24 protein-coding genes and 1 riboswitch are annotated in these 22,977 nt (G+C 59.9%); of the genes, 9 read left to right on the top strand and 15 right to left on the bottom strand.

The genetic code is table 11. From position 1 onward, the window contains the following. Positions 1 to 44 precede the first annotated feature (44 nt). Positions 45 to 1,367 (top strand): methyl-accepting chemotaxis protein, encoded by a 1,323-nt coding sequence (locus J2Y91_RS16995; RefSeq protein ID WP_133623928.1) that lies wholly within the window; start codon positions 45 to 47, stop codon positions 1,365 to 1,367. On the opposite strand, the gene J2Y91_RS16990 is transcribed toward J2Y91_RS16995, so the two are convergent. Continuing rightward, positions 1,364 to 2,002, bottom strand: coding sequence for a TenA family protein (locus tag J2Y91_RS16990; protein WP_133623929.1), 639 nt, complete (start codon positions 2,000 to 2,002; stop codon positions 1,364 to 1,366). The two genes, J2Y91_RS16995 and J2Y91_RS16990, sit on opposite strands and share 4 nt — an antisense overlap. A gap of 34 nt (positions 2,003 to 2,036) precedes the next feature. Then, positions 2,037 to 2,151, bottom strand: a riboswitch (TPP riboswitch). Positions 2,152 to 2,337: 186 nt separating this feature from the next. On the opposite strand from J2Y91_RS16990, the gene J2Y91_RS16985 reads away from it, so the two are divergent. From J2Y91_RS16985 to J2Y91_RS16975, 3 genes are read left to right on the top strand one after another with little or no spacing between them, the layout of a single operon-like run. Continuing rightward, positions 2,338 to 3,705: a cytochrome c gene (locus J2Y91_RS16985; RefSeq protein ID WP_253538963.1), complete on the top strand. Its 1,368-nt coding sequence runs from the start codon at positions 2,338 to 2,340 to the stop codon at positions 3,703 to 3,705. A gap of 29 nt (positions 3,706 to 3,734) precedes the next feature. After that, the gene (locus J2Y91_RS16980; protein WP_053110492.1) at positions 3,735 to 4,094 is read left to right on the top strand and encodes a c-type cytochrome; all 360 of its coding nucleotides are present in this window, start codon (positions 3,735 to 3,737) and stop codon (positions 4,092 to 4,094) included. A gap of 19 nt (positions 4,095 to 4,113) precedes the next feature. Next, a complete protein-coding gene (locus J2Y91_RS16975; RefSeq protein WP_133623931.1) occupies positions 4,114 to 5,601 on the top strand; it encodes an FAD-binding oxidoreductase in 1,488 nt (495 codons plus the stop codon). Here the strand turns inward: J2Y91_RS16975 and phnN are convergent. From phnN to phnF, 9 genes are all read right to left on the bottom strand, one after another. Further along, positions 5,574 to 6,143, bottom strand: coding sequence for a ribose 1,5-bisphosphokinase (gene phnN / locus J2Y91_RS16970; RefSeq protein ID WP_133623932.1), 570 nt, complete (start codon positions 6,141 to 6,143; stop codon positions 5,574 to 5,576). The genes J2Y91_RS16975 and phnN overlap by 28 nt on opposite strands. After that, positions 6,143 to 7,279 carry an alpha-D-ribose 1-methylphosphonate 5-triphosphate diphosphatase gene (gene phnM, locus J2Y91_RS16965; protein WP_253538961.1) on the bottom strand — a complete coding sequence of 379 codons (1,137 nt, stop codon included), beginning with the start codon at positions 7,277 to 7,279 and terminating at the stop codon, positions 6,143 to 6,145. Before phnM ends, phnN begins: the two co-directional genes overlap by 1 nt. Continuing rightward, positions 7,276 to 7,980 (bottom strand): phosphonate C-P lyase system protein PhnL, encoded by a 705-nt coding sequence (gene phnL, locus J2Y91_RS16960; RefSeq protein ID WP_133623934.1) that lies wholly within the window; start codon positions 7,978 to 7,980, stop codon positions 7,276 to 7,278. Before phnL ends, phnM begins: the two co-directional genes overlap by 4 nt. 61 nt (positions 7,981 to 8,041) lie before the next feature. Beyond that, positions 8,042 to 8,800, bottom strand: coding sequence for a phosphonate C-P lyase system protein PhnK (gene phnK / locus J2Y91_RS16955; protein WP_133623935.1), 759 nt, complete (start codon positions 8,798 to 8,800; stop codon positions 8,042 to 8,044). Beyond that, positions 8,797 to 9,639, bottom strand: coding sequence for an alpha-D-ribose 1-methylphosphonate 5-phosphate C-P-lyase PhnJ (locus J2Y91_RS16950; RefSeq protein ID WP_048918501.1), 843 nt, complete (start codon positions 9,637 to 9,639; stop codon positions 8,797 to 8,799). The genes phnK and J2Y91_RS16950 overlap by 4 nt, the downstream gene beginning before the upstream one ends. Next, positions 9,632 to 10,708, bottom strand: a complete 1,077-nt coding sequence (locus tag J2Y91_RS16945; protein WP_048918502.1) for a carbon-phosphorus lyase complex subunit — start codon at positions 10,706 to 10,708, stop codon at positions 9,632 to 9,634. Before J2Y91_RS16945 ends, J2Y91_RS16950 begins: the two co-directional genes overlap by 8 nt. Further along, on the bottom strand, positions 10,708 to 11,283 hold the full coding sequence (gene phnH / locus J2Y91_RS16940) for a phosphonate C-P lyase system protein PhnH (RefSeq protein ID WP_048918503.1): 576 nt from the start codon (positions 11,281 to 11,283) through the stop codon (positions 10,708 to 10,710). The genes J2Y91_RS16945 and phnH overlap by 1 nt, the downstream gene beginning before the upstream one ends. Beyond that, entirely contained in the window at positions 11,283 to 11,723 is a 441-nt protein-coding gene (gene phnG, locus J2Y91_RS16935; protein WP_133623936.1) for a phosphonate C-P lyase system protein PhnG, read from the bottom strand. Before phnG ends, phnH begins: the two co-directional genes overlap by 1 nt. Then, the gene (phnF, locus tag J2Y91_RS16930; RefSeq protein ID WP_048918505.1) at positions 11,724 to 12,443 is read right to left on the bottom strand and encodes a phosphonate metabolism transcriptional regulator PhnF; all 720 of its coding nucleotides are present in this window, start codon (positions 12,441 to 12,443) and stop codon (positions 11,724 to 11,726) included. A 224-nt stretch (positions 12,444 to 12,667) separates the two neighbouring features. Between phnF and J2Y91_RS16925 the strand changes: the two genes are divergently transcribed. Both J2Y91_RS16925 and J2Y91_RS16920 read left to right on the top strand, forming a co-directional pair. Further along, positions 12,668 to 13,843, top strand: coding sequence for an MFS transporter (locus J2Y91_RS16925; RefSeq protein ID WP_133623937.1), 1,176 nt, complete (start codon positions 12,668 to 12,670; stop codon positions 13,841 to 13,843). Positions 13,844 to 14,065: 222 nt separating this feature from the next. Continuing rightward, positions 14,066 to 14,725 carry an O-methyltransferase gene (locus tag J2Y91_RS16920; RefSeq protein WP_048918507.1) on the top strand — a complete coding sequence of 220 codons (660 nt, stop codon included), beginning with the start codon at positions 14,066 to 14,068 and terminating at the stop codon, positions 14,723 to 14,725. Between the two features lie 20 nt (positions 14,726 to 14,745). Here the strand turns inward: J2Y91_RS16920 and J2Y91_RS16915 are convergent, their stop codons facing one another. From J2Y91_RS16915 to J2Y91_RS16895, 5 genes are all read right to left on the bottom strand, one after another. Next, entirely contained in the window at positions 14,746 to 16,734 is a 1,989-nt protein-coding gene (locus J2Y91_RS16915; RefSeq protein WP_133623938.1) for a hydantoinase B/oxoprolinase family protein, read from the bottom strand. Further along, a complete protein-coding gene (locus J2Y91_RS16910) occupies positions 16,724 to 18,784 on the bottom strand; it encodes a hydantoinase/oxoprolinase family protein (RefSeq protein ID WP_133623939.1) in 2,061 nt (686 codons plus the stop codon). The genes J2Y91_RS16915 and J2Y91_RS16910 overlap by 11 nt, the downstream gene beginning before the upstream one ends. Beyond that, positions 18,781 to 19,251 carry a GNAT family N-acetyltransferase gene (locus tag J2Y91_RS16905; protein WP_099753407.1) on the bottom strand — a complete coding sequence of 157 codons (471 nt, stop codon included), beginning with the start codon at positions 19,249 to 19,251 and terminating at the stop codon, positions 18,781 to 18,783. Before J2Y91_RS16905 ends, J2Y91_RS16910 begins: the two co-directional genes overlap by 4 nt. 204 nt (positions 19,252 to 19,455) lie before the next feature. Then, positions 19,456 to 19,644 (bottom strand): protein DsrB, encoded by a 189-nt coding sequence (gene dsrB / locus J2Y91_RS16900; RefSeq protein WP_133623940.1) that lies wholly within the window; start codon positions 19,642 to 19,644, stop codon positions 19,456 to 19,458. A gap of 67 nt (positions 19,645 to 19,711) precedes the next feature. Then, a complete protein-coding gene (locus tag J2Y91_RS16895; protein ID WP_048916370.1) occupies positions 19,712 to 19,870 on the bottom strand; it encodes a YqaE/Pmp3 family membrane protein in 159 nt (52 codons plus the stop codon). 668 nt (positions 19,871 to 20,538) lie between these two features. Here J2Y91_RS16895 and J2Y91_RS16890 point away from each other — a divergent pair. From J2Y91_RS16890 to J2Y91_RS16880, 3 genes are all read left to right on the top strand, one after another. Next, positions 20,539 to 21,342: a mannosyl-3-phosphoglycerate phosphatase-related protein gene (locus J2Y91_RS16890; protein ID WP_133625087.1), complete on the top strand. Its 804-nt coding sequence runs from the start codon at positions 20,539 to 20,541 to the stop codon at positions 21,340 to 21,342. A gap of 27 nt (positions 21,343 to 21,369) precedes the next feature. Beyond that, positions 21,370 to 22,590, top strand: a complete 1,221-nt coding sequence (locus J2Y91_RS16885) for a glycosyltransferase family protein (protein WP_048916372.1) — start codon at positions 21,370 to 21,372, stop codon at positions 22,588 to 22,590. 110 nt (positions 22,591 to 22,700) lie between these two features. Then, complete coding sequence (locus J2Y91_RS16880; protein ID WP_048916373.1) at positions 22,701 to 22,910, top strand: hypothetical protein; 210 nt, start codon at positions 22,701 to 22,703, stop codon at positions 22,908 to 22,910. Positions 22,911 to 22,977: the final 67 nt, after the last annotated feature.

The following is a 22,977-nucleotide window of genomic DNA, read 5'->3' as shown; positions in this document are numbered from 1 at the left end:
CGCCGATAATCCTGACGAGACCCAATCTAATAATAAGGTTCACCATGTTTTCTACTATTGCATCAGGAATCACGTCACGCCTTGCGTGGCAGAAACGCTCACACTCTTCTGCCACGCTCGACTCGTTAAACGACTCTATCGCCATGATTGAATTCATGGCCGATGGCACCATTATCACCGCTAATGCCCTGTTTCTGGAGAAGATGGGTTATAAATCAGATGAGATAGTTGGCCAGCATCACAGCATGTTCTGTACGCCGGATCTGCTGCGGTCGCGCCAGTATCAGCAGTTCTGGATGCGCCTGAATCGGGGGGAAAGCTTCAGCGATAAGTTTCTGCGCGTGGCGAAAGACAATCGACCGGTGTGGCTCGAAGCCAACTATGTTCCGGTGCGGGATCGTCACGGTCGCGTGTTCAAAATCGTCAAGCTCGCTACCGACATTACCTCACGCATTATCGACGCCCAGGAGCAGCGGGCAATGACCAATGCGATTGAACGCTCGATGGCGGTGATTGCCTTTAACCTGAAGGGTGAAGTGCTGAAAGCCAACGACAACTTTCTCAAAACCATGGGATATCGCGCCAGCGAAGTTATCGGCACGCACCACAGCCAGTTCTGCTCTGCCGAGCTGCGCAGCAGCCCGGATTACACACTGTTCTGGCAGAAGCTTAACCGCGGTGAGTTTATTTCCGGCCAGTTCCAGCGTGTGAATAAGCAAGGTGCCACTATCTGGCTGCGCGCCACCTATAACCCGGTGTTCGATGACAGCGGTGAGCTGTATAAAGTGGTGAAATTCGCCACCGACGTCACCGCCCAGGTGGAGAAAAACCAGCTGGAGCGCGATGCCGCCCAGCAGGCTTATCAAACCGCCCTGCAAACCAGCGAGAGCAGCATGCGCGGCGCCAGCGTCATTGCCAACAGCGTGCAGACCATGAACGAGCTGGCGGGTGAACTGCACGGCATTTCCGGTGATATCACCGGGCTGGGCGACTCCTCGGACAGTATCGGGCAGATTGTCAGCAGCATTCGCCGCATCGCCGACCAGACCAACCTGCTGGCACTCAATGCGGCGGTAGAGGCCGCGCGCGCAGGCACGCACGGCCGCAGCTTTGCCGTGGTCGCCAATGAAGTGCGCACGCTGGCGCAAAACATCAATCGCGCCACCAGCGAAATCGAACAGAGGGTGCAGCAGAATCACCTGCTGGCGAGCAAGGCGCAGAAAGGCATCACCTCAAATCTGCAGCGTGCCGACCGCGGCCTGGCGCTGGTGCAGGAAGCCGGCGGCGTGATTGCCGATATCCGCGACAGCTCCGACGACGTCGTTCGCGCCATTGGCCACGTCACCGAAGCGTTAAAAAGCGATTAGGCGTAAGCCGCGTCGAAAAATGCCAGCTCCAGCGTGACTGCGCGCTGGAAAAACGCCTCGCACTGCGCACGCTGGGCTGGCCCGACGCGATCGAGTTCACGCCGCAGGAAAGCCACGAATTCGCGGAAGTCGGGGTTATCGTGCAGCGTAATCCACTCGGCATGAACAAAACTCGTTGGCAGCGGCTGTGGTGCCTGCGCGGCCCAGTCAAGGTAGAGCCATTCGGCGACGTTAAGCACGGTGAGGATCGCCGCATAGCTGCGGGTTTCCGCCGCTTCCAGCATCAGTGCCTTAAACCCGGCGGTGGGTGCGCTATCGGGCGTGTTGTGACGCTGCGCCGCGCTGACGTCCAGCGCGTCGAAAGCGCGCAGGAAATAGGTATTCTCCTCGGAGGAGACCATTCCAGCGCAGCGGCCAAAGCGCAGCCGCGCGTCAACGCTGTCGGCGCTGGCAATAGCGGCACCGACTAAGGTGAGAAAGCTGTCGAGAAAACGGTGATCCTGAACCAGGTAGGTGATCATCACCTGGCGGTCGACGGTGCCATGATACAGCTCGTGCACAAAGCGATGCGAGACGGCCTGTGACCAGCGTGGCTGGCTTAAACTGCGCAGTGTTTCGGTAAAACGTTCGGTCATCGGGTAGTCCTTGAGGAAAGACTACCGGCAAAAGTCAGGTAAATTGCCCCATCCCTTCGCCGGCATTATCCGGATCAGGTGTTAAGGGTCATCGCGCCGCTTGCGCTTGCGATTTCTCAGCCCGTTGCCGGGCTCCCCCTGGAGCCTGAACTAATACAACAATTCTTCCGGCGAGTCACGAAAATAGCACAATCGTACATTTTCCAGGCACATTGTGGCTAACCCGACGGCGCAACAGCGAATAATCTTTACGGGCAAAAAACAGCGGCCTACTCCGCCTCATCTGGTAGCCAGGTTTGTCATTATTAAGGAAGATTATGTGCAGAAAAAACAGGATGTTGACTGCCGGTCGCCGAGAATTAGTCAGTCAGGGCCGCTGGTATAAAATGGGTTGGAAAGAGATCGCGATTGCGCTGCCATTGACGCTGATCGTTATTGCCTGGGGTATCACCCTTGTCATTCCGCCCCCCCAAACTGCTGCAGTAAAGCAGTCCATCAGCGCAACGCCTGAACTGATCCAGCGCGGTGCTTATCTGGCTCGCGTGGGTGACTGTGTAGCCTGCCATAGCCAGCCAGGTAAGCCCCCTTTCAGCGGTGGCGCGCCTATCCCCTCACCGATTGGCGGCATGGTGCCGCCAAATATCACCCCGGATAAACAGTTTGGCATCGGCACCCTGAGCTATGCTGATTTTGACAACGCCGTCAGACAGGGTATTCGCAAGGATGGCACCACACTCTACCCGGCGATGCCCTGGCCTTCTTACCGTCGTATTTCCCACCACGATATGCAGGCGCTCTACGCTTATTTCATCCACGGCATTGACGCTGTGCCTTGCGCCAGCGCGAAAAATAGCATCCCCTGGCCATTATCGTTGCGCTGGCCAGTGACATGGTGGCGCTGGCTGTTTGCGCCAAAAACGGGGCCAGTCCCACAGAATGCGCCAGAAGATCCGGTAAAACTGGGTGCCTATTATGTTGAGGGATTAGGACATTGCGGAGCCTGCCATACACCACGGGCAGCCACCTTACAGGAAGTCGCTTATGACGACAGCGATCGCCATTACCTGTCCGGTGCGCAGGTTATTGACGGCTATGCGGCCCCTTCGTTACGTGCAGAGCTGCGCAGCGGGCTGGGAAACTGGCAGCGGGATGAACTGGTTGAGCTGTTAAAGACCGGCGTTACGGACAACGCGGCAACCTTTGGCCCGATGTCTGATGTGGTGAGCCACTCAACCCAATATATGACTCAGCCGGATCTTCAGGCGATGGCTGACTATCTGCGCTCATTGTCCCCCGCGATTCAACAACCTCAACTTTTCTATAGTACCCGCACTTTTACGGCATTTAGCCGTGGGGATCTGTCAAAAGCGGGTGCGGAAGTCTATTTAAAAAACTGCTCAGGGTGTCATTTAACTAACGGCCTTGGCTACCGTAAAAAATTCCCCGCACTGGCTGTTAATTCTGCGGTTAACTCGGCAGATCCGGCAGGGTTAATCAGCATTGTTCTGAACGGCGCGACTCAGCCTGCAAGCGCATCGCCCGGCCCTTATTATTCGATGCCGGGTTTTGCCGGCAGATTAAACGACCGACAGATTGCCGACGTACTGAGCTTTATTCGTTCATCCTGGGGCAATCAGTCGGCAGCGGTCCCAGAAACGGCCGTATCCGTATTGCGTAAACAACTCCCCGCTGCGCAACCCTGAATCAGGATTATCGCGAAAAAGGAACTTTTATGAGAGTCAGAATAACCCGCCAGCTTAACTGCCTGCTGTTTGCCGCCCTTACCGCCGCCACTTTATCCGCAGAAGCCCACCTGACTGACAGTGATATGACTTACCCCGCCGGGACGATTGAACAGCTGGCCAAAGCCAGTGGTTGCATGAGCTGCCATGGACCCGGCGGTATCAGTCAGTCGCCGCAATGGCCAAATCTGGCCGGCCAAAAGGCACCTTATCTGGAGAGTCAACTCCAGGCATTTCGCGCCGGCCGCCGTAAAAACGGAATGATGGAAAACATTAGCCAAAATCTGACTGCGGAAGATATGAAACGGCTGGCGAACTATTTCAGCAAGTTGCCTGTTAATAATCACTGATGGTTAAGCTGAGGATGGTATGAACAATCATTCACTTTTGCGCCGCCGCCTGATTAAAGCGTTAACGGCATTGAGCGTGATATTGCCGGGATGGATCCGCCCCGCAGCGGGCTTTGCCAGAGAGAGCAAAACGCTGCTGCTGCAGTCATTCAAAGGCGTGTTGGTATGGCAGACCGATCCAGAGTGGTTACGCTGGTTCTGGGCAATGACCTGGTACAGTAAAAAGCCGCAGCGTTTCCCCGCGCTTATCGCCCAGCCGCAGGACAGTGACGATCTTAAGCTGCTGCTGGGCTGGGCAGCTCAGTCCGGGCATCAGGTTGCACTGCGCAGTTCCGGCCACAACATCACTCTGGCACCGTTACGCCATAATGCCGTCACCGTCGATTTATCATTATTCAGCGCTATCGCCATTGATGCCGGGGCCAAAACGGCCTGGGCAGGTCCGGGCGTGTTCAGCCAGCAGCTTAATCAGGCTACCTTCCAGTACGGGCTGGTTTTCCCCGGCGCGCACACGGGTTTTGTCGCGCTGGGTGGCTTCCTGTTGGGGGGCGGAATGGGCTGGAACATGCCGGCTTATGGTATGGGCTGTGCCTCCGTGCTGGCGGCAGAGCTGATGCTGGCAGACGGCCGTATCGTCACCACCTCTGCGACAGAAAATCCCGATTTATACTGGGCGATGCGCGGCGTGGGGCCCGGTTTTTTTGCCGTGGTGCTGCGCTATAAGCTGCAGCTACACCCGGCACCGGCCGCCGTGATGAACACCTTCTATTTTCCACTGGAAAAGCTGCGTCCGGCGCTGGAAGAGATTCTGAGGCTGTTACCCGCAAATAACCAGCGTTCAGAAATTCTTGGTGCTCTGGGCAAGTTTTCCCCTGCTGGTACTCCCCCGGCAGAACAGCGCTGGCACTATGTTCTGAACGTTGTCTCCTTTGGCGAGAACCTCAGTTCCGCCACTGAGGTGGCTGAAATTTTTAACCACAGCAGATTGCCCCAGATCTGCTCATTACAAAGTACTCACAACCGCACCCTTAACTACCTGGAGCTGTTCGACGCGCTGGGTGCCACTGACGCTTACAGCACCAGCCGCACCAGTGAAAGCGCATTTTTTACTGAGCATCCTGAGGAAGTGCTGCCGGTTATCGCGCAGCTGCTGGAACAGGAGGCGCCCGACTCACGCTCGTTCGGATTTTCAGTCATTGATACCAACCCTACCGTGCCAGAACCCTGCAGTTTTACCTGGTGGGCCCCCCACTACGTTTCATGGTATCTGATTGGTGAAAACCAGCAGGAGATCGCCGCTAACCAGCGGCTGATGAAAAAAATGAATGCCGCGGTTAAGCCCTGGGTCAGCGGCTACTACATCAACGAAACAGACCTCTCGCTGGCACCGGAACTGGCACAGCTCTGCTTTTCCGAACAAAAGTGGCAGCGGCTCAATGAACTGAGAGCCGCCTGGGATCCGCATAATCTGTTTTTCGGCTACGTCAGCGACGATCCAGAGCGCTGATGGCCAGGGTTATCACCATCCAGCAGGCATAACAGCCCCTGCAATGTCCTGCCCGGCTCACCGTCGTTGTTCAGCGTCAGGCAGCCTGCGCCAACCGGCTCCGCGGCCCGGCGCAGGCGCTGCGCGATCTCCGCTTCATCTTCGCGCCCGCGCAGCCGCAGGCGCGCCGCCAGCACGTCGGGCGACACCTGCAAACAGACCGCCAGCAGCCGCTCGCCGTAGCGCTGCTGCGCGGCGGCCAGATGCAGCCGCGAACCGTTAACCACCACGTCCAGCCCGCTTGCCAGCCACTGGTCGATCTCGATACCCAGCGCGTAGTAAAACTGGTGCGCCTGCCAGTCGAGGGCAAACAGACCATACTCGCGCCGCCGCATAAACTCATGCTCGCTGAGGGCGACGTGATTCTCGCCCCCTGCCGTCGCGCTGCGGGTAATATAGCGATGCGCCACGACCACCTGCGGCGGCGCACACTCGCGCAGCGCCAGCAGCAGGCTGTCCTTGCCGGATCCGGATGGCCCCATCAGCCAGATCAGCCGCCCCATCAGAACACCGTCCGCCCCTGCGCCCAAACGCTTTTCACATACACCTGCTCGCGATGCTGGCGCACCAGCACCATATCCGCACGCTTGCCTTCGGCGATGACTCCGCGATCGTGCAGGCCAATGGACTGGGCCGGATTGCGCGTGACCAGCGCAACGGCCGCAGGCAGCGCAATGCCGTTCTGCTCATCGCGGGCAATGCGGAACGCGGCATCCAGCAGGCTGCCGGGGTAATAGTCGGAGGAGAGAATATCCAGCAGCCCGAGGGAAGCCAGTTCCGCCGCCGAGACGTTGCCGGAGTGCGAGCCGCCGCGCACGATGTTCGGCGCGCCCATCAGCACCTGCAAACCCATCTCATGGGAAGCGCGTGCCGCTTCGACCGTGGTCGGGAATTCGGCGATGGTACTGCCCACCCCTTTCGACTCCACCACGTGTTGGTCAGTCGCGTCGTCGTGGCTGGCCAGCGGAATATGGTACTGGCGGCACCATGCGGCGATCGCTTCACGGTTCGGCTGCGACCAGCGGGCGGCCAGGCGCAGCTGATCGGCCTGATATTGATCCAGCTTCGCATCGCTGAGCTGGTACTTGCCGCCAAAGTAGGTGCGCCAGGCGTCGAGTGACACATACTGACGCTGGCCCGGCGAATGGTCCATCAGCGACACCAGCGACAGCGCCGGGTTACACATCAGCTGCTCGAACAGCGGCAGCGTGGAGTCGTGAGGCAGCTCGCAGCGCAGGTGCAGGCGGTGCTCGGCGCGGTTCAGGCCATGCTTCTGGCTGTGCCGTATCGCATCGATCATTTTGTTAAGATTTTCCATACGGTGGCCGCCGTCGCGCACGTCGCCCACGCCAATCGCATCCAGCACCGTGGTAATGCCGCTGGCAATAATCAGCGCGTCGTGGCCGCTCATCGCCGAGTGCGCCGGCCAGTCAACCTTGGGGCGCGGGGTAAAAAACTTGTCGAGATTATCCGTATGCAGCTCGACCATGCCCGGCATCAGCCAGCCGCCCTCGCCGTCAATCGCGCAGGGCAGCTGGCTTGGCGTATCGGAGAAGGCGGAGATGATGCCGTTCTCGCAGGCCAGCGATCCTGCCACGACTTCATTTTCCAGAATTAGCTTAACGTTGTTGATAATCATACGGCGTGCTCCACAGCAGCGGGTTGCATCACATGCAGACGGTCAGCGATGCGATCGCGCACCGCGTTATCATGAAAAATTCCGACGATGGCGGCACCGCGCTGGCGCGCCTGTTCAATCAGCCCGACCACCGCCGCACTGTTAACGCTGTCGAGCGAGGCGGTCGGCTCATCCAGCAGCAGGATCGGCGACTCGGCAATAAAGCCGCGCGCAATGTTAACGCGCTGCTGCTCACCGCCGGAGAAGGTTGACGGCGCCAGCGCCCACAGGCGTTGCGGTACGTTGAGGCGCCCCAGCAGATCGCTCGCGCGCGCGGCGCTCTCGGCACGATCCACGCCGCGCTCCAGCAGCGGCTGCATCACCACTTCCAGCGTGGAGATACGCGGGATGACGCGCAGAAACTGGCTGACCCAGCCCAGCGTATCGCGGCGGATGCTGAGGATCTGGCGCGCCGGGGCGCTGACCAGATCAACCCACTGCTGCTGATGATCCACCCAGATATGGCCGCTATCCGGCAGGTAGTTGGCATACAGCGAGCGCAGCAGGGTTGATTTGCCGCTGCCGGAATGGCCGTGCAGCACCACGCACTCCCCCGCCGCCACCTGCAGTGAGGCGTTGCGTAACACCGGCAGTTCCGCGCCGTGCTGGTTATGCATCACAAATGTTTTCGACAGATTTTCGACGCGCAGTTTCAGGTTCATAGTGATTCCCGTGCCTCCTGCCGGGGCGACCGGAAAAGAAGGTCGCCCCCTACAGGATGAATTATAAAATGGATGACACCAGCAGCTGGGTATACGGATGATGCGGATCGTCCAGCACCCGGTCGGTCAGGCCGCTCTCGACCACCGCGCCCTGCTTCATCACCAGCAGGCGATGCGCCAGCAGGCGGGCCACGCCGAGGTCGTGCGTGACAATCACCACCGCGAGATTCAAATCACGCACCAGGCTGCGCAGCAAATCGAGCAGGCGCGCCTGCACCGAAACATCCAGCCCACCGGTTGGCTCGTCCATAAACACCAGTTTAGGATGGGTCACCAGGTTGCGCGCAATCTGCAAACGCTGCTGCATACCGCCGGAGAAGGTGCCCGGCAGGTCATCAATACGCGCCAGTGGGATCTCCACGTCCTGCAGCCATTTGCCTGCGGTGTGGCGGATCTCACCATAATGACGCTGCCCCACCGCCATCAGGCGCTCGCCGATATTGCCCCCGGCAGAGACCTGCGCGCGCAGGCCGTCCATCGGGTATTGATGCACCACGCCCCACTCGGTGCGCAGCAGACGGCGGCGCTCGCTCTCGCTCATCGCGTAGAGATCCTGGCCCTGGTAGATAATCTCGCCCTGCTGCGGCGTCAGCCGCGCCGAGATGGCCTTCAGCAGCGTGGTTTTACCGGAGCCGGACTCGCCGACGATGCCTAATACTTCCCCCGGATAGAGCTCAAACGACACGTCGCTAAAGCCTTTGCCCGGCGCATAAAGATGGGTTAACTGATTGACCGCCAGCAGCGGAGATTCACGGTTCATGGCTGATTCTCTTGTTGCTGATGGCAGTAATCGGTATCCGAACAGACAAACATGCGCGTGCCGGCATCATCCATCACCACTTCATCCAGATAGCTGTCGCGCGAGCCGCACAGCGCGCAGGGTTCAGACCACTGCTGCACGCTGAACGGATGGTCGTCGAAATCGAGGCTCTCCACTTTGGTATACGGCGGCAGCGCGTAGATACGCTTTTCGCGCCCGGCGCCGAACAGCTGGAGCGCAGGCATCATATCCATCTTCGGGTTGTCGAATTTCGGGATTGGCGACGGGTCCATCACGTAGCGATCGTTGACCTTCACCGGGTAGGCGTAGGTGGTGGCGATATGGCCGTAGCGGGCGATATCTTCATACAGCTTCACCTGCATGATGCCGTACTCCTCCAGCGCGTGCATGGTGCGGGTTTCCGTCTCACGCGGTTCAATAAAGCGCAGCGGTTCCGGGATCGGCACCTGATAAATCAGGATTTGATCCTCGACCAGCGGCGTTTCCGGGATGCGGTGACGCGTCTGGATCAGCGTGGCATCCACGGTGCGCTCCGTGGTGGCTGCCCCGCTGACGCGCTGGAAGAAGCGGCGGATTGACACGGCGTTGGTGGTGTCGTCCGCGCCCTGGTCGATCACCTTCAGCACGTCATTTTCGCCAATCACGCTGGCGGTCAGCTGGATCCCGCCGGTGCCCCAGCCGTAAGGCATCGGCATTTCACGCCCGCCAAACGGCACCTGATAGCCGGGGATCGCCACCGCCTTGAGGATGGCGCGCCGGATGGTGCGCTTGCTCTGCTCATCAAGGTAGCCGGGGTTGTAACCGCTGAGTTCAGTCACGGTGTTTCTCCTGGTATTCAGCACGCAGGCGCTTGAGCAGTTCAAGCTCGGCCTGGAAATCAACGTAGTGGGGAAGTTTCAGGTGCGAGACAAAACCCGCTGCCTCGACGTTATCGGCGTGCGACAGCACAAACTCTTCGTCCTGCGCCGGGCTGGTAATGCGCTCGCCGTGCTCATCGGTTTGTAGCGCACGGTCCACCAGCGCCATCGCCATCGCCTTGCGCTCGGCGCGGCCAAACACCAGCCCGTAACCCCGGGTGAAGTGCGGCGCCCGATCTGCCGGGGTGGTAAAGCCGTTGACCATCTCGCACTCGGTCAGCAGCACTTCGCCAATTTCCAGCGGGAAGCCCAGCTCTTCCGGGCAGATCTCCACCGTGACATAGCCGGTACGGATCTCCCCGGCAAACGGGTGGGTACGCCCGTAGCCGCGCTGGGTGGAGTAGCCGAGCGCCAGCAGGAAACCTTCGTCACCGCGCACCAGCTGCTGCAGGCGCGCCGAGCGCGGCATCGGGTAGGATGGCGCATCCTGGGTGATATCGACAGGTTCACTGCCGTCATCTTCCTCACGCAGCGCCAGCCCTTCGCGCGTCATCAGGTCAAACATATGCGGGCACTCTGCCTGTAGCGGCTGTTCGGCACGCGGCGTGGGCGGCGTTTTGCCCTCTGCCAGCAGGGTGAAATCGAGCAGGCGATGGGTGTAGTCGTAGGTCGGCCCGAGCAGCTGCCCCCCAGGCAGATCCTTATACACCGCCGAGATGCGGCGCTCGACGCGCATCGCCGCACTGTCGAGCGGCAGGCTGTCCGCCAGGCGCGGCAGCGTGGTGCGGTAGGCACGCAGCAGGAAGATGGCTTCCACCAGATCGCCGCTCGCCTGTTTGATCGCCAGCGCCGCCAGTTGGCGGTCGTGAATGCCGCCTTCGGTCATCACGCGATCCACGGCCAGACCCAGCTGCTGATCAATCTGTTCACAGCGGATTTCAGCCCGGTTCGCATCGCCACGGCGCAGGCTCTCCTGCAGCTGATGGGCGGCGGCTATCGCCTTCTCGCCCCCTTTAACGGCAACGTACATCAGCACACCTCCACAACGGTGCTGCGCGGCAGCGCCATCATGTTTTCACCGCAGGTAAAGATCAGGTCGATGCCCTGCGGGAAGTGATGCGCGCGGTTACGCAGGTAGCTGAGCACGCTTTCCGGCAGCTGCGGCGCAATGGCGCGGCGCTCCATCAGGCCCGGCCCGCGCAGGCGTAACGTCAGTCCGCCGCTCAGGGCAGGCACGTCGATAATCAGCGTGGTGCTTTTCTCCGGCGCGACGTTATCCCCCGCAGAGAACTGGCTTATCTCCGTGCCGTCAGCGGCGTGCAGCAGGGCAAAGGGGGCGTCGGTACGCGCGGTGACCGGCGCCCCGGTATGGAAACGCAGGTTGCTGAGCAGCGCATCATCGTTCAGCGCCTGGTCGATCCACAGCGGCGTTTCGCGGTCGACCAGCGTCATTAATACCGCCGTGGCGGCCGGAGAAGCACGCCCCCAGGCCGGCAGCGCGGGCAACGACACCATTACGCCCGGCTCGCTCATCGCTTTCAGAATGCGGCGAAAGGCGCGCTGGGCATCAGCAACAGGATGGCTAAAGCTGGCAAGTAAGGTCATCAGTTATCTCCCCGGACAAGGGTAAAGAAGTCAACGCGGCTGCTGGCCACTTCGCGTGAGCGCAGCGTCTGCTGCTCCTGACGCAGGGCCGCCAGCGGCGCAATAATGTGCTGATGCAGATGCTGCATACCGTCGCTTTGCAGCAGGGCATCCAGCAGCGCACAGCGTTCGGCATGATCTTTATCGCGGCCAAGAATGTAGCTGTATCCGCACAGCCCGTTTGCCAGCCGCACCACGGCACGGGTCACGGTGGTATCGCCCAGAATAAAGCGTTTACCGGTGCCACCCATGCGCGCCTGCAGGCGAGTCAGGCCGGTTTCTGCCGGGCGCAGCAGCTGATAATCCGCCTTCAGATCCTGCGGCCAGTGCGCCAGCAACTCTGCAGGCTGGCTGTGAGCCAGCACGGAGAGCCAGTGCTGACGTGCCTTGTTTGCTTCCATTTAGTGCTCCAGCGTCAGTTCGATCATATCGGCACGCGTCAGGCTGACGGAGTATTCCGCCATGCTGCCGCTGTCGGTACAGGTGTTCAGGGTGCGCACGCACAGCAGCGGCGCGTGCAGGGCCACTTCCAGCAGGCCACTCTCTTTTGCCTGGGCGCGGCGGGCAGTGATGCGCGTCTGCTTGCGCGTCAGCCCGGCGGTGAGGTGCTGCTGAATGAAATCGTGCAGTGAGCCGCTGTTAAACTGCTGTAGCTGCGGCCACCAGCTCAGATCGGGCAGGTAGTGATTAATCACGCAGACCGGCACGCCGTTGACCCGGCGCAGCGTGCGCAGGTGGACAACCGTGTCGCCCTCTTTGCACGCCAGAGCGCTGGCGACTTCCGCATTGCACGGGCGCAGTACCGCCAGCAGACGCTCGCTGGTCGGGTGGCTACCCTGCTCCAGCAGGTTCTGGCTGAAGCGCGCCTGGGCATGCAGCGGGTAGTTATACGGGCGCATCAGCACCAGAATACCCACGCCCTGGCGGCGCTGAACCAGCCCTTTATCCACCAGCTCATCCACCGCACGGCGCAGGGTGTGGCGATTGACGGCATAGTTTGCGGCCAGCTGTTTTTCGGAGGGCAGATACTCCCCGCAGCGATAGCGGTTGCGCAGCTCCTCCTCCAGCTGGGCGGCGATGGCCTGATACAAAGTGGTCGGATGTCTGGATAAGTTGAGCATGTAAAAAATCTCCGCGAAGCCGTCCGTTCAGCGGGGGTAGCAATTTGCCTTAACGCTCCCCACCAGGTTGCACACTAAGATGGCCGGGTTGTGTGACAGTGCGGTTAAGGAGTGATGAAGGTTTTTAAAAAGCGCCGCGAGTGGGTGAGCATGGTGCGCTAACTAGCAAACACAGAACAACGTCTACACTTTGCCTCTTTGCTTCTTCTTCTCTGGGAAACGTTATGTCTGCAACTTCCACTTCTCTGCCTGCGGCCGTGTATACGCTGGGATTCGGCGTTTTTGCCATGGTAACCAGCGAATTCCAGGTGGCGGCGATGATGAATATCATGACGGCCGACCTGAACATCAGCCTGCCGATGGCGGGCTATTTGATCACCGTGTATGCGCTGGCGATGGCGCTCGGCGGCCCGCTGCTGACCCTGCTGCTGCTGAAGCAGCCGCCGCGCCGCGGGCTGTTTATTCTCCTCGGGCTGTTTATTACCAGCCAGGCGCTCGGTGCCATTGCCAGCAACTACCCGCTGCTGATGGCGGCGCGCATTATGACCGGGGCGGTTGCCGGGGCATTCATTGGCTGCGCGGTGAGTACTGGCGTCAGGCTGGTGAAGCCGGAGCTGATCTCACGCGCGATCACCGTGGTGCTGGGTGGGCTGATGATCGGCACCGTTATCGGTCTGCCGCTGGCGAGCTTTATTGGTAACCTCGCGGGCTGGCGCGTCAGTTTCTGGTCGGTGGTGGGGATTACGCTGCTGGCGCTGTGGCTGACGCGGCTGACGTTGCCAAAATCGTTGCAAGCGGAAGATATCAGTCTGGGCGACGAGCTGCGGGCGCTGAAAAACCCGCTGCTGTGGCGCACCTACAGTACCAGCATGATGATCATCGGCGCGACCTTTGCTGGCTTCAGCTACTTCACGCCGATCCTGAGCAACGAGACTGGCTTTAGCGCCGGGAGCATTACCTGGCTACTGGTGATTTACGGCGCCGCTACGGTACTGGGCAATGCGGTGGTCGGCAGGCTGGCACAGCGCTTTGCGCTGCCGGTGATTATCTTTGGCCTGCTGTGCCTGATGCTGTTTATGACGCTGTTTGCGCTTTACATTGCGCAGCCGGTGATTGCCGTGGCGGCGGTGGTCGGCGTCGGCTTGACCGGGGTAACGATGAACCCGGCGATGGTGACGCGGGTGATGGGCGCGGCCGGCAACCGTCAGCTGGTGAATACGCTGCACGCTTCGATGATCACCCTCGGCCTGATGCTGGGGTCGCTGCTCGGCGGGCTGGGCATTGAGTACGGCTTTGGCCTGAGCGCCCCGCTGTGGATTGGCGTTGGCATGGCGTTCTGCGGGCTGTTAACCCTTATCCCCGATGCGCGATCGCCGCAGCAGGAAACCTGCCGCAACTGATATCGCTAACTGAAGGCCGACCCGCAATTTGTTGCCAGGGTGACGGCGTAGGGGTTGACCCTCTTTTTCGGTCAACCCGCACTATTTTGCTGAAGGCCGACCGGAAAAGAAGGTCGGCCACTACAGTAGACCTGCATACATCAAAAATATCCCCCTGCTGTGGCATCTCGCCCGCCTCAACCCATCTATAATTAGCGATTTACCATTCAGCAGGGACAAACGATGAATCAACAACGCTGGGCGCAGGTCGACGACTATCTGGTGGAGCAGCTGGTGGTGCAGGATGAGGCACTGCTTGCGGCGCTGGAGGCGAACCAGGCGGCGGGTTTACCGGCAATTGATGTCGCCCCCAACCAGGGCAAGCTGCTGCAGCTGTTCGCCAGAATGGTCGGGGCAAAACGCATTCTGGAGATTGGCACGCTGGGCGGCTACAGCACCATCTGGCTGGCTCGTGCGCTGCCGGAGGATGGCAAAGTGATCACCCTGGAATATGAAGCGCATCATGCCGAAATTGCGGCGAAAAACATTCGTCATGCCGGGCTGGAGAGTAAGGTAACTATCCGCGTCGGCGCAGCGCTGGATACCCTGCCCACTCTCGCCGGGTCCGCGCCGTTCGATATGATTTTCATCGATGCCGACAAGCGTAATAACCCGGCTTACCTTGAATGGGCGATTACCTATTCCCGTTCCGGAACGTTAATTATTGGCGATAACGTGATCCGCAACGGGCGCGTGGCCGACGGCGACACCAGCGACTGGAACCTGCAGGGCGTGCGTGATTTTTTGTCGATGATGGGCAGCCATCCGCGCCTTGACGCCACCGCGATTCAAACCGTGGGCGCCAAAGGCTGGGATGGCTTTTCGCTGGCGCTGGTCAAATAAAGCAGGGCCCTACATCAGCGTTACATTGATTGCGGGACGTTCAGCGCCGGGAAGCGTTGCAATAAGCGCGCAAATAGCTGAGACATCTGCTGATCGAGCGCTAATTCACGGCCTTCACCTGCCTGCACCGCCGCAAACACCTGGTGCTTGAGGAAGTGACGCCACACGACCGGGCGCTGCGCGAGGAAGTTGGTGAGCAGCTGATAGCGCTGCGGCGTCCACAGGCTTTCAAACTCGCGTCGGGCGCTGCCCACGTCAAAGTGTTCCCCGCTGGCATCCGCCATCGCGCTGCGCAGACGGGCGCTGCCGACCTCGTCAATCTCTCCGTTCTGCAGCGCCACGCCGTACTGCTCGCGCGCCGCCTGTTCGCTGACAAAACCGCACTGCACATCCTGCAATACCGCCTGCGGGCTGCGGTTCTTCGCCAGCCCGTAGCCGCCCGCGCCCGGCCCTTTGATCGCCACCACATCCCCCGGCCCGCAGTGGATCACATCGGTATTGCCGTGTTCAGTGACGCGCCCGTCGGCGTGTTCGGTGCGGAACCACGAAGTGCTGCCCGCCCGGCCACCGGCGGCGCCCGCCGAAGAGAACACCGAGCGGTTACGGTTTCGCGCCGTAATGGTGGTATTGGGTGCGAACACCTCAAACGCCATCTCCGTTGCCAGCCCGCCGCGAAACTCCCCGGCCCCGGCGCTGTCGGCGGCCAAACCGTAGCGATGAAAGCGTACCGGCACCTCCGCTTCGTTAATCTCGATGGGAGTATTTTTCAGGAACGCCGAGAGGCCGCCCGAACCGTCCGGGCCATCGTGCCTGGGCGTGCCACCCGCGCCGCCGCCTACCGGGCCGAGCGAGGCCACCACGCTGCGGTTCTGCCCGTCAACGGTGCGAATATTAATAATGGAATTGCCGCCCGGCGAATTGGCCGGCAGGCGCTCCGGCATCGCCAGCGAGAAAGCCCCCACGGTGGCGATCTGCGACATCGCGCAGGTCAGTGAGCGCATTCCCACCGCCGCTGGCGCTTCGCAGTTCATAATGGTGCCAGGCGGCAGAATAGCCCGCGTCGGGCGCAGCGTTCCGGCATTGAGCAGCAGCGAACGGTCAAGGGTAGAGAGCACATAGGTGACGCCGACCAGCGCCAGCGGATGACGCTCGCGCCCGCCGGTGGGCATATTCAGCGACGACATCAGCTGCGGATCGCTGCCGGTATAATCCAGCTCCAGCCGCTCGCCCGTTACCCGCAGCGTGACGGCGATGCGGCACGGATAGCCGCCCTCACCGTCTTCATCGGCATAGTCGGCGTAAAAATAGTCGCCGTCGGGAATGGTGCTGATTATGCTGCGTGCCTGCTGCTCGGCATAGTCGAGAATCCCCTCAATACCGCTGAGGAAATCGTCAATGCCGAAGCGGGCGATAATCTCCTGCACCTTGCGTTCGCCGATGTTGACCGAGGCGATCTGCGCGTTGAAGTCGCCCCAGTTCTGATCCGGCGCACGGACGTTGAGGCGCATTATGCGCGCCACCTCTTCGTTCAGCACCCCAGCGCTGATGATTTTTAGCGGCGGAATGCGGATCCCCTCCTGCACAATTTCACTCAGCGAGCGCGACAGCGAGGCCGGAACAGCGCCGCCGACGTCGGTATTGTGGATATGCCCGACCACAAAGCACGCGACCTCACCTTGATAAAACACCGGCTTCCAGATATGGATATCCGGCGAATGGGTGGCCACATTGCCCGCGTAGGCGTCGTTAGTGATGCAGATGTCCCCTTCCCGGTAGCCGTCGATCAGTTCCAGTACCGGGCCGTAGTCGATACCGCTGTACCACGGCGCGCCGAAGCTGCGCGGTGAGGCAAACGCCATTCCGCTGCGGCTGACGATCTGGCAGGAGAAGTCCTCCGTCTCTTTAACAAAGGTCGAGTGGGCGGTGCGCATCAGGGTAAACGCCATCGCATCGGCGGCGGCCGCGCAGTAGTTAGCGAGGATTTGCAGGTTACGACCATCAATTGCCATGATGCGCTCCGGTTTGCGGGGTAATAATCAGGTTGCCAAAGCGGTCGACGTCGACCTGCATCTGCGGTGGAACACAGGTGGTACAGTCGTCCTGGGTGATAATCACCGGGCCATCCAGCTGGTGCCCGGCCAATAGCGCGCTGCGGGCGACCACGCCAACCTGCCACCACTGGCCGTCGATCCACGCCTCCACTTCACGCACTACGGCCACCGGGTCAGTGGCCTGCGCCAGCGTACTAAGGCGAGGTTTCGGCGTCGGTGAGGAGAGCACCAGCCGCAGGTTGATCAGCTGTACCGCCGCGTGCTGGTCGTGGTGACCGAACAGGCGCGTGTGGTGGGCATCAAATGCCGCACGCACGGCGGCGAGATCGCCCGCCAGTAGCCAGGCTTCCTGCAGCGCCACGTCAATTTCAAACGACTGCCCGCGGTAGCGCATATCGGCGGAGAAGCTCAGCTGATACGGCAGATCGGCACCGTATTCCCGCGTCAGCCAGCCTTCAGCGTCGCGACGGAGTTCGCTCGCGTTGACCTGCAAGTCGTCCGTAACCGCCAGCGTCAGCTCGCAGTACAGCGTGCGGATAAAGTCATTTTTTATGTCGGCCACCAGCCCGCCAAGCGCCGACAGCACCCCAGGCGTAGGGGGAACCACGACGCCTTTCAGCTTCAGCTTACGCGCCAGGAAGCAGCCCATCATCGGCCCGGCGCCGCCGAAGGCGAGGAAGTAGAACTCACGGGGATCGAGGCCGAAGCGTGAAATCAGCCCACTGGTGTCGCTGTACATGCTGGAGATCGCCAGCGCGATAATATTTTCCGCCGTCTCCTCAATAGTGATACCGAGCGGTGCCGCCAGTTTTGCCACCGCCGCGCGCGCCCCGGCCACGTCGACCTGCACCGCGTTATAGCCGAGGTCGCCGTGACCAATGAGCCCGCAGGCGGCAAAGGCATCGGTGGCGGTGGCTTCGCTGCCGCCGCGCCGGAAGCAGACTGGCCCCGGCAGCGAACCGGCGCTGTCCGGCCCGACCTGCAGGACGCCGAGACTGTCGATCCAGGCGATCGACCCGCCGCCCTGACCCACCGAGGTGACCGACACTGACGGAATGTAGATGGGGAAATCCCCGATAATTTCGCCACTGCCGTACTCCGGGCGGCCATCGATAATCACCGCCACATCGGCGCTGGTGCCGCCGATATCGAGGCTGAGCAGGCGGTCAAAGCCGCAGCTTTCGGCAATATAGCTGGCACCCATCACGCCGGAAGCGGTGCCGGATAGCACCATCTGTACGCACTCGGCTTTGGCCTGCGCCAGCGCCATCACTCCGCCGTTGGATTTGGTGATGCGCGGCGGCACCGGCACGCCCATCTCTTTCAGGGCGCGTTCGAACGCGTCAAGGTAGTGGATCACTTTTGGCTGTACATAGGCGTTGATCACCGCAGTGATGGTGCGTTCGTATTCACGGATAATCGGCCAGATCTCGGCCGAGCAGGAGGTCAGCAGATCGGGTGCAATTTCGGCGACGATCGCGCGCACCTGCGCTTCGTTACTGCCGTTGCGATAGCTATGCAGCAGCGAGACGACTATCCCCTGGCACCCCGCAGCGCGCGCCCTGTCTACCGCGTCTACCACGCTCTGGCGCTCGACCGGCTGCAGCACGTTGCCGTCGCGGTCGCTGCGCTCTTTGATGGCGAAGACGCGGTCGCGGGCGATCAGCGGGGCCGGGCGGCGTGAGAACAGGTCGTGGATATGAGGGATTTTCAGGCGGGCCAGCTCCAGCACGTCGCAGAACCCCTCGGTGGCGAACAGCGCCAGCTTGACGCCTTTGCGCTGGATCACCGCATTCACGCCAACGGTGGTGCCGTGGGTGAAGTAGTGGATATCAGCCGGATTGATGCCATCGCGCTGCTGAAACGCCGCCAGCCCGGTGGTAATTTCACTGCCGGGGCTGTCGGGCCGCGACAAGACTTTCAGGGTACGGATGCTGTTATCACGCTCGTCAAGCAGCGCAAAGTCAGTAAACGAGCCGCCGATATCGACGCCAACGCGGTAGGTCATGGAGTGCGATCCTCTGGTGGGGTAGGAATAAATTCCATCAAGCGTTGCGGCTGTGCCACCGGCTTCCAGCCCGCCCGACGGTATACGTCGTGCGCGTCATCGGTCGCCAGCATCCAGCGTTTGATGGTTTTCAGTTCAGGGTGATGGACAATAGCGGCGGCAAACCAGCGCCCTAAGCCTTTACCACGGTGCGCTTCGTCGATCATCACGTCGCTGAGATAGGCAAAGCGGCTGTAGTCGGTGATCAGGCGGCCAAAACCTACCTGCTGCTGCTGGTAATAGATGCCGAAGGGCATTGAGGCCGCGAGGGAGCGCTCGGTCATTTCCAGCGTTTGCCCCTGCGCCCAGTAGCTGTGTTCGGAGATGTGGTGGTGGACCCAGGCGATATCGATTTTTTGCGGGTCGCTGCTTAACAGGTAGTCATCGCGCTGCCATTCGGCAACGGCAGGCACAAGCGGCATTAGCATAGGGATCCCTGACTGTTTTCGGCGGTTAAAAACAGTGTAAGGCCAATGCTGGCGAGAGTTTTTGGGTTGATAAGGGTCGGTACGGCGTTTTGTGGGGAATTGCGGGCGGGCGAGGAAATTTTGTGCCGGCGCATTCAGGGCTGGCCTGAAGCGGGCGAGGCGTGCCTCGCCACGACGTGACAGCGATGACTGTCCCCTCTTTGGTTACGGGTGCGGTTCGACGAAAATGCCGTCTTCGTGGCCAGATTCATTAAAGAACCAGATCCCCAGTGGATAATCCTCCAGCGCCACCAGGAACATGGTGCCTTCGCTAAACTCTTCCACTGCCAGAACCGTCCCCGGACGGCGTGGTCCGCCGTCAGTTTTTACCGTTACGCGCTCATTAACTTTCATGGTCTCTCCCAAGCCTGATTTGCTTCAGTTTAACCGAGTATTTTATGGCGCGCAGCAGTCTGGTCAGTTAGCGACGTGCAATCACCCACACCGCGTGGATGATACCGGGGATGTAGCCGCACAGCGTCAGCAGGATATTCAGCCAGAATGCTCCGCCAAAACCAACCTGCATAAACACGCCCAGTGGGGGTAAAAGAATCGCAATCACAATGCGTAAAAAGTCCATACACTCTCCGTTTTCTGTTTTTGTCAGGGGTTAACCCGTTGATCAGTATAGCTAGCCAAAAAAATCATCGCGTCGTTAGCGCGTAAAGCTGCGTAAAGTCTTCTGTTGTCTCACTTTTTCGCTTTCTTTACGTTTCGCGGTGAGACTCCTGACAGGGGTTAATCTTAGAATCTGCTCACTGCACCAACCCCAAAGGCGCAGAAAGGCTGTCTCCACCCCTGGATGTTAGCGTGAGTGGAGACCGCCTACCAAAAGTAACAAGGATTTTGCCCGCGCAGCGCGGGCTTTTTTTTTGCCTGCGATTTCTGCCTGAGCAAAAAAAATCCCAGCCAGTGACTGGCCGGGATAAAGTATTCTCACAGGAAATGAATTCGTTACTTGGGTAATTCATTGACGTCATCAGAGTAACGCATTGTCTGACTAAGACAACTCCTAACTTCCGTTTAATTTGTACAAAAATCCACAGCCTGTACAAGCTTCTCGGCTACAGCCTGCGCCACTGCTGATCTTTCGCACCGCCCGCGACTGTCACTCGCGTCACTTTTCTTACTCGCTTTTAAGATAATTCCTGGAGTTGTCGAACCGCTATCGAGCGCTTTACGCCCTCCCTGCGCCTGTGAAACTCTGGACTATACTCAATGCTCACCGTCACTTATGAGGTATTGCCAATGCCGACGTTGCAGGACCCGGTGATGATTATCACCGATCTCGACGGTTCGCTACTGGACCATCATACCTATAGCTGGCAACCCGCCGAACCCTGGCTGGCACGCCTGCATGCGCAGCACATCCCGCTGGTTATCTGCTCCAGTAAGACTGCAGCAGAGATCGTCCCGCTGCAAGATCAGCTGGGGATCGCCGGTGCGCCGTTTATAGCTGAAAATGGCGCGCTGGTGCAGTGGGATGACGGCAGCGGCGCTGGCCCTTTCAGGGAGTCGGGCGGCACCGATTACGCCACGCTGTGCCGCACGCTGCAGCGCCTGAAACAGCAGCACGGCTTCAGGTTCATCGGCTTTGCCGAAGTCAGTGAAAAGGAGGTCTCCGACTGGACCGGGCTGGCCCCGCATCAGGCGGCTTTAGCACGCCAGCGCGAGGCCTCGGAAAGCCTTATCTGGCGCGACAGCGAGGAGCGTTTCACCGAGTTCCGCCAGCATCTGGCGCAGCAGGATCTCACCCTGATCCAGGGCGGGCGCTTCTGGTCCGTGGTGCGCAGTGGATGTGGTAAAGGCGCGGCGCTGCGCTGGTTGCTCCAGCACTACCCTCACCCGGCGGGGCCACCGCTCACCATTGGCCTGGGGGACGGCCCTAACGATGCGGAGATGCTGGACGCCGTTGATTATGCGGTAGTGATTAACGGCTACAGTAAAAATCCGGTCATTTTGCAGCGTCAGGATAAGCACCATATCTATCACACCGAACATTTTGGCCCGCAAGGCTGGTGCGAAGGGCTTGAGCATTTTATCACTCAGTAAGCTGAGGTCACCTTTACGAGGTAAGCGATGAGCGATTTTTACCAGAACGGCGTCATTACTAACTTTCATAACCTGACGGGGCGCAGCGTGGAGGAGCTGGAAAAAGAGCTTACGCGCTTCTCACGCAAGCGCAAAATGGGGCTGATCCTCCCTTCCCTTTATTCGGAACTGGAAGGTCCGGCCCTCAGCCATATCGTCGATGAGCTGGCGAAAGTCCCTTACCTGGCCGAGATCGTGATTGGGCTGGATCGCGCCGACCGCGATCAGTTCCTGCATGCCCGCGAGTTCTTTTCGCGCCTGCCTCAGCGCCATCGTATTTTGTGGAACGACGGCCCGCGCCTGAAAGCGCTGGATGCCGAACTGGATAAAGAGGGGCTTTCCCCTGCGCAGCCGGGTAAAGGGCGTAACGTCTGGTTCTGCACCGGCTACACCCTTGCTTCCGATAAAACCGCCTGCGTGGCGCTGCACGATTGCGATATCGTCACCTATGAGCGCGGCATGCTGGCCCGCCTGCTCTACCCGCTGGCGAACCCCAGCTTCCAGTATGAGTTCTGCAAAGGGTTCTATGCCCGCGTCGCGGATGGCAAGCTGAATGGCCGCGTTGGCCGCCTGCTGGTTGGCCCACTGCTGCGCTCGCTGCAAAAGGTGTACGGCCATTCGGAGTATCTCGACTATCTCTCCAGCTTCCGCTACCCGCTCTCCGGCGAGTTCGCCATGCGCACCCATGTACTGAACGGCATTAAAATTCCCGGCGACTGGGGGTTGGAGATTGGCGTGCTGTCCGAGATCTATCGCAACTACACCACGCGGCAGAGTTGCCAGGTGGAGATTGCCGATAACTACGACCATAAGCATCAGCCGCTGGCCGAAGAGGATGGCACCGGGGGACTGAAGCGCATGAGTAACGACATTGTGCAGTCGCTGCTGCGTAAAATGGCCACCATGGGCGTTAATATCACCAGCGACTCCTTCCGCGTGCTGAAAGCCACCTACTATCGTAACGCGCTGGATATGATGGAGATCTATAACCATGAAGCGACGATGAATGGCCTGAAGTTCGACCAGCATGCGGAGGAAGCCGCCGTGGAGATGTTTACTCAGGCCATTCTCGACGCCGGGCAGTCGTTTATTGAACGCCCGAATGAGAAACCCTTTATCCCCAGCTGGAGCCGCGTGCAGTCAGCCTTCCCGGATATCCTGCAGCGTATCTATCAGGCCGTTGAGGATGATAATACCGGTGACGTCTGAACAAAATTAAGGGGTTAATTGTCGGTTTTTTGATCTCAATGACAATGATCGACGGTTAACCCTGCGACTATGATGGCATCCATTACTGGCGGTATCTGCGGGGGTTAACGATGTCCAGATATCCACAAGGCAGTATCGTGCGCCATAAAACCGGACAGATTAAAGGCGTGGTGCTGAATGTTTTCGAACAGGGTGACCAGCCCGCCGGTTACTACGTCAAGTGGGACGATGGCAACCATAGCTATCATGGTGAGAATGAGCTGATCTGGGCGAATATTGACCGCCCGCGCATGCACTATACGCAGCAATCACCAAAATAGGCCGGGATGCCCAACTGCCGCTAAAATCAAGGTATACTCCGCGTAGCTGAATCGGGACCGCCCGGCA

This window comes from Erwinia aphidicola, from assembly GCF_024169515.1.
Lineage (GTDB): Bacteria > Pseudomonadota > Gammaproteobacteria > Enterobacterales > Enterobacteriaceae > Erwinia > Erwinia aphidicola.
This window is presented reverse-complemented; position numbering and strand designations above follow the sequence as displayed.

Excerpts from the sequence above, each read along its gene's own strand:
- dsrB (WP_133623940.1), bottom strand. The coding sequence starts at position 19,644 with ATGAAAGTTAATGAGCGCGTAACGGTAAAAACTGACGGCGGACCACGC.
- phnH (WP_048918503.1), bottom strand. The coding sequence starts at position 11,283 with ATGACCTTACTTGCCAGCTTTAGCCATCCTGTTGCTGATGCCCAGCGC.
- phnK (WP_133623935.1), bottom strand. The coding sequence starts at position 8,800 with ATGAACCGTGAATCTCCGCTGCTGGCGGTCAATCAGTTAACCCATCTT.
- J2Y91_RS16885 (WP_048916372.1), top strand. The coding sequence starts at position 21,370 with ATGAGCGATTTTTACCAGAACGGCGTCATTACTAACTTTCATAACCTG.
- J2Y91_RS16880 (WP_048916373.1), top strand. The coding sequence starts at position 22,701 with ATGTCCAGATATCCACAAGGCAGTATCGTGCGCCATAAAACCGGACAG.
- J2Y91_RS16975 (WP_133623931.1), top strand. The coding sequence starts at position 4,114 with ATGAACAATCATTCACTTTTGCGCCGCCGCCTGATTAAAGCGTTAACG.
- J2Y91_RS16895 (WP_048916370.1), bottom strand. The coding sequence starts at position 19,870 with ATGGACTTTTTACGCATTGTGATTGCGATTCTTTTACCCCCACTGGGC.
- phnG (WP_133623936.1), bottom strand. The coding sequence starts at position 11,723 with ATGGAAGCAAACAAGGCACGTCAGCACTGGCTCTCCGTGCTGGCTCAC.
- J2Y91_RS16920 (WP_048918507.1), top strand. The coding sequence starts at position 14,066 with ATGAATCAACAACGCTGGGCGCAGGTCGACGACTATCTGGTGGAGCAG.
- phnL (WP_133623934.1), bottom strand. The coding sequence starts at position 7,980 with ATGAACCTGAAACTGCGCGTCGAAAATCTGTCGAAAACATTTGTGATG.
- J2Y91_RS16995 (WP_133623928.1), top strand. The coding sequence starts at position 45 with ATGTTTTCTACTATTGCATCAGGAATCACGTCACGCCTTGCGTGGCAG.
- phnM (WP_253538961.1), bottom strand. The coding sequence starts at position 7,279 with ATGATTATCAACAACGTTAAGCTAATTCTGGAAAATGAAGTCGTGGCA.
- J2Y91_RS16945 (WP_048918502.1), bottom strand. The coding sequence starts at position 10,708 with ATGTACGTTGCCGTTAAAGGGGGCGAGAAGGCGATAGCCGCCGCCCAT.
- J2Y91_RS16925 (WP_133623937.1), top strand. The coding sequence starts at position 12,668 with ATGTCTGCAACTTCCACTTCTCTGCCTGCGGCCGTGTATACGCTGGGA.
- J2Y91_RS16980 (WP_053110492.1), top strand. The coding sequence starts at position 3,735 with ATGAGAGTCAGAATAACCCGCCAGCTTAACTGCCTGCTGTTTGCCGCC.
- J2Y91_RS16915 (WP_133623938.1), bottom strand. The coding sequence starts at position 16,734 with ATGGCAATTGATGGTCGTAACCTGCAAATCCTCGCTAACTACTGCGCG.
- phnN (WP_133623932.1), bottom strand. The coding sequence starts at position 6,143 with ATGGGGCGGCTGATCTGGCTGATGGGGCCATCCGGATCCGGCAAGGAC.
- phnF (WP_048918505.1), bottom strand. The coding sequence starts at position 12,443 with ATGCTCAACTTATCCAGACATCCGACCACTTTGTATCAGGCCATCGCC.
- J2Y91_RS16985 (WP_253538963.1), top strand. The coding sequence starts at position 2,338 with ATGTTGACTGCCGGTCGCCGAGAATTAGTCAGTCAGGGCCGCTGGTAT.
- J2Y91_RS16990 (WP_133623929.1), bottom strand. The coding sequence starts at position 2,002 with ATGACCGAACGTTTTACCGAAACACTGCGCAGTTTAAGCCAGCCACGC.
- J2Y91_RS16910 (WP_133623939.1), bottom strand. The coding sequence starts at position 18,784 with ATGACCTACCGCGTTGGCGTCGATATCGGCGGCTCGTTTACTGACTTT.
- J2Y91_RS16890 (WP_133625087.1), top strand. The coding sequence starts at position 20,539 with ATGCCGACGTTGCAGGACCCGGTGATGATTATCACCGATCTCGACGGT.
- J2Y91_RS16905 (WP_099753407.1), bottom strand. The coding sequence starts at position 19,251 with ATGCTAATGCCGCTTGTGCCTGCCGTTGCCGAATGGCAGCGCGATGAC.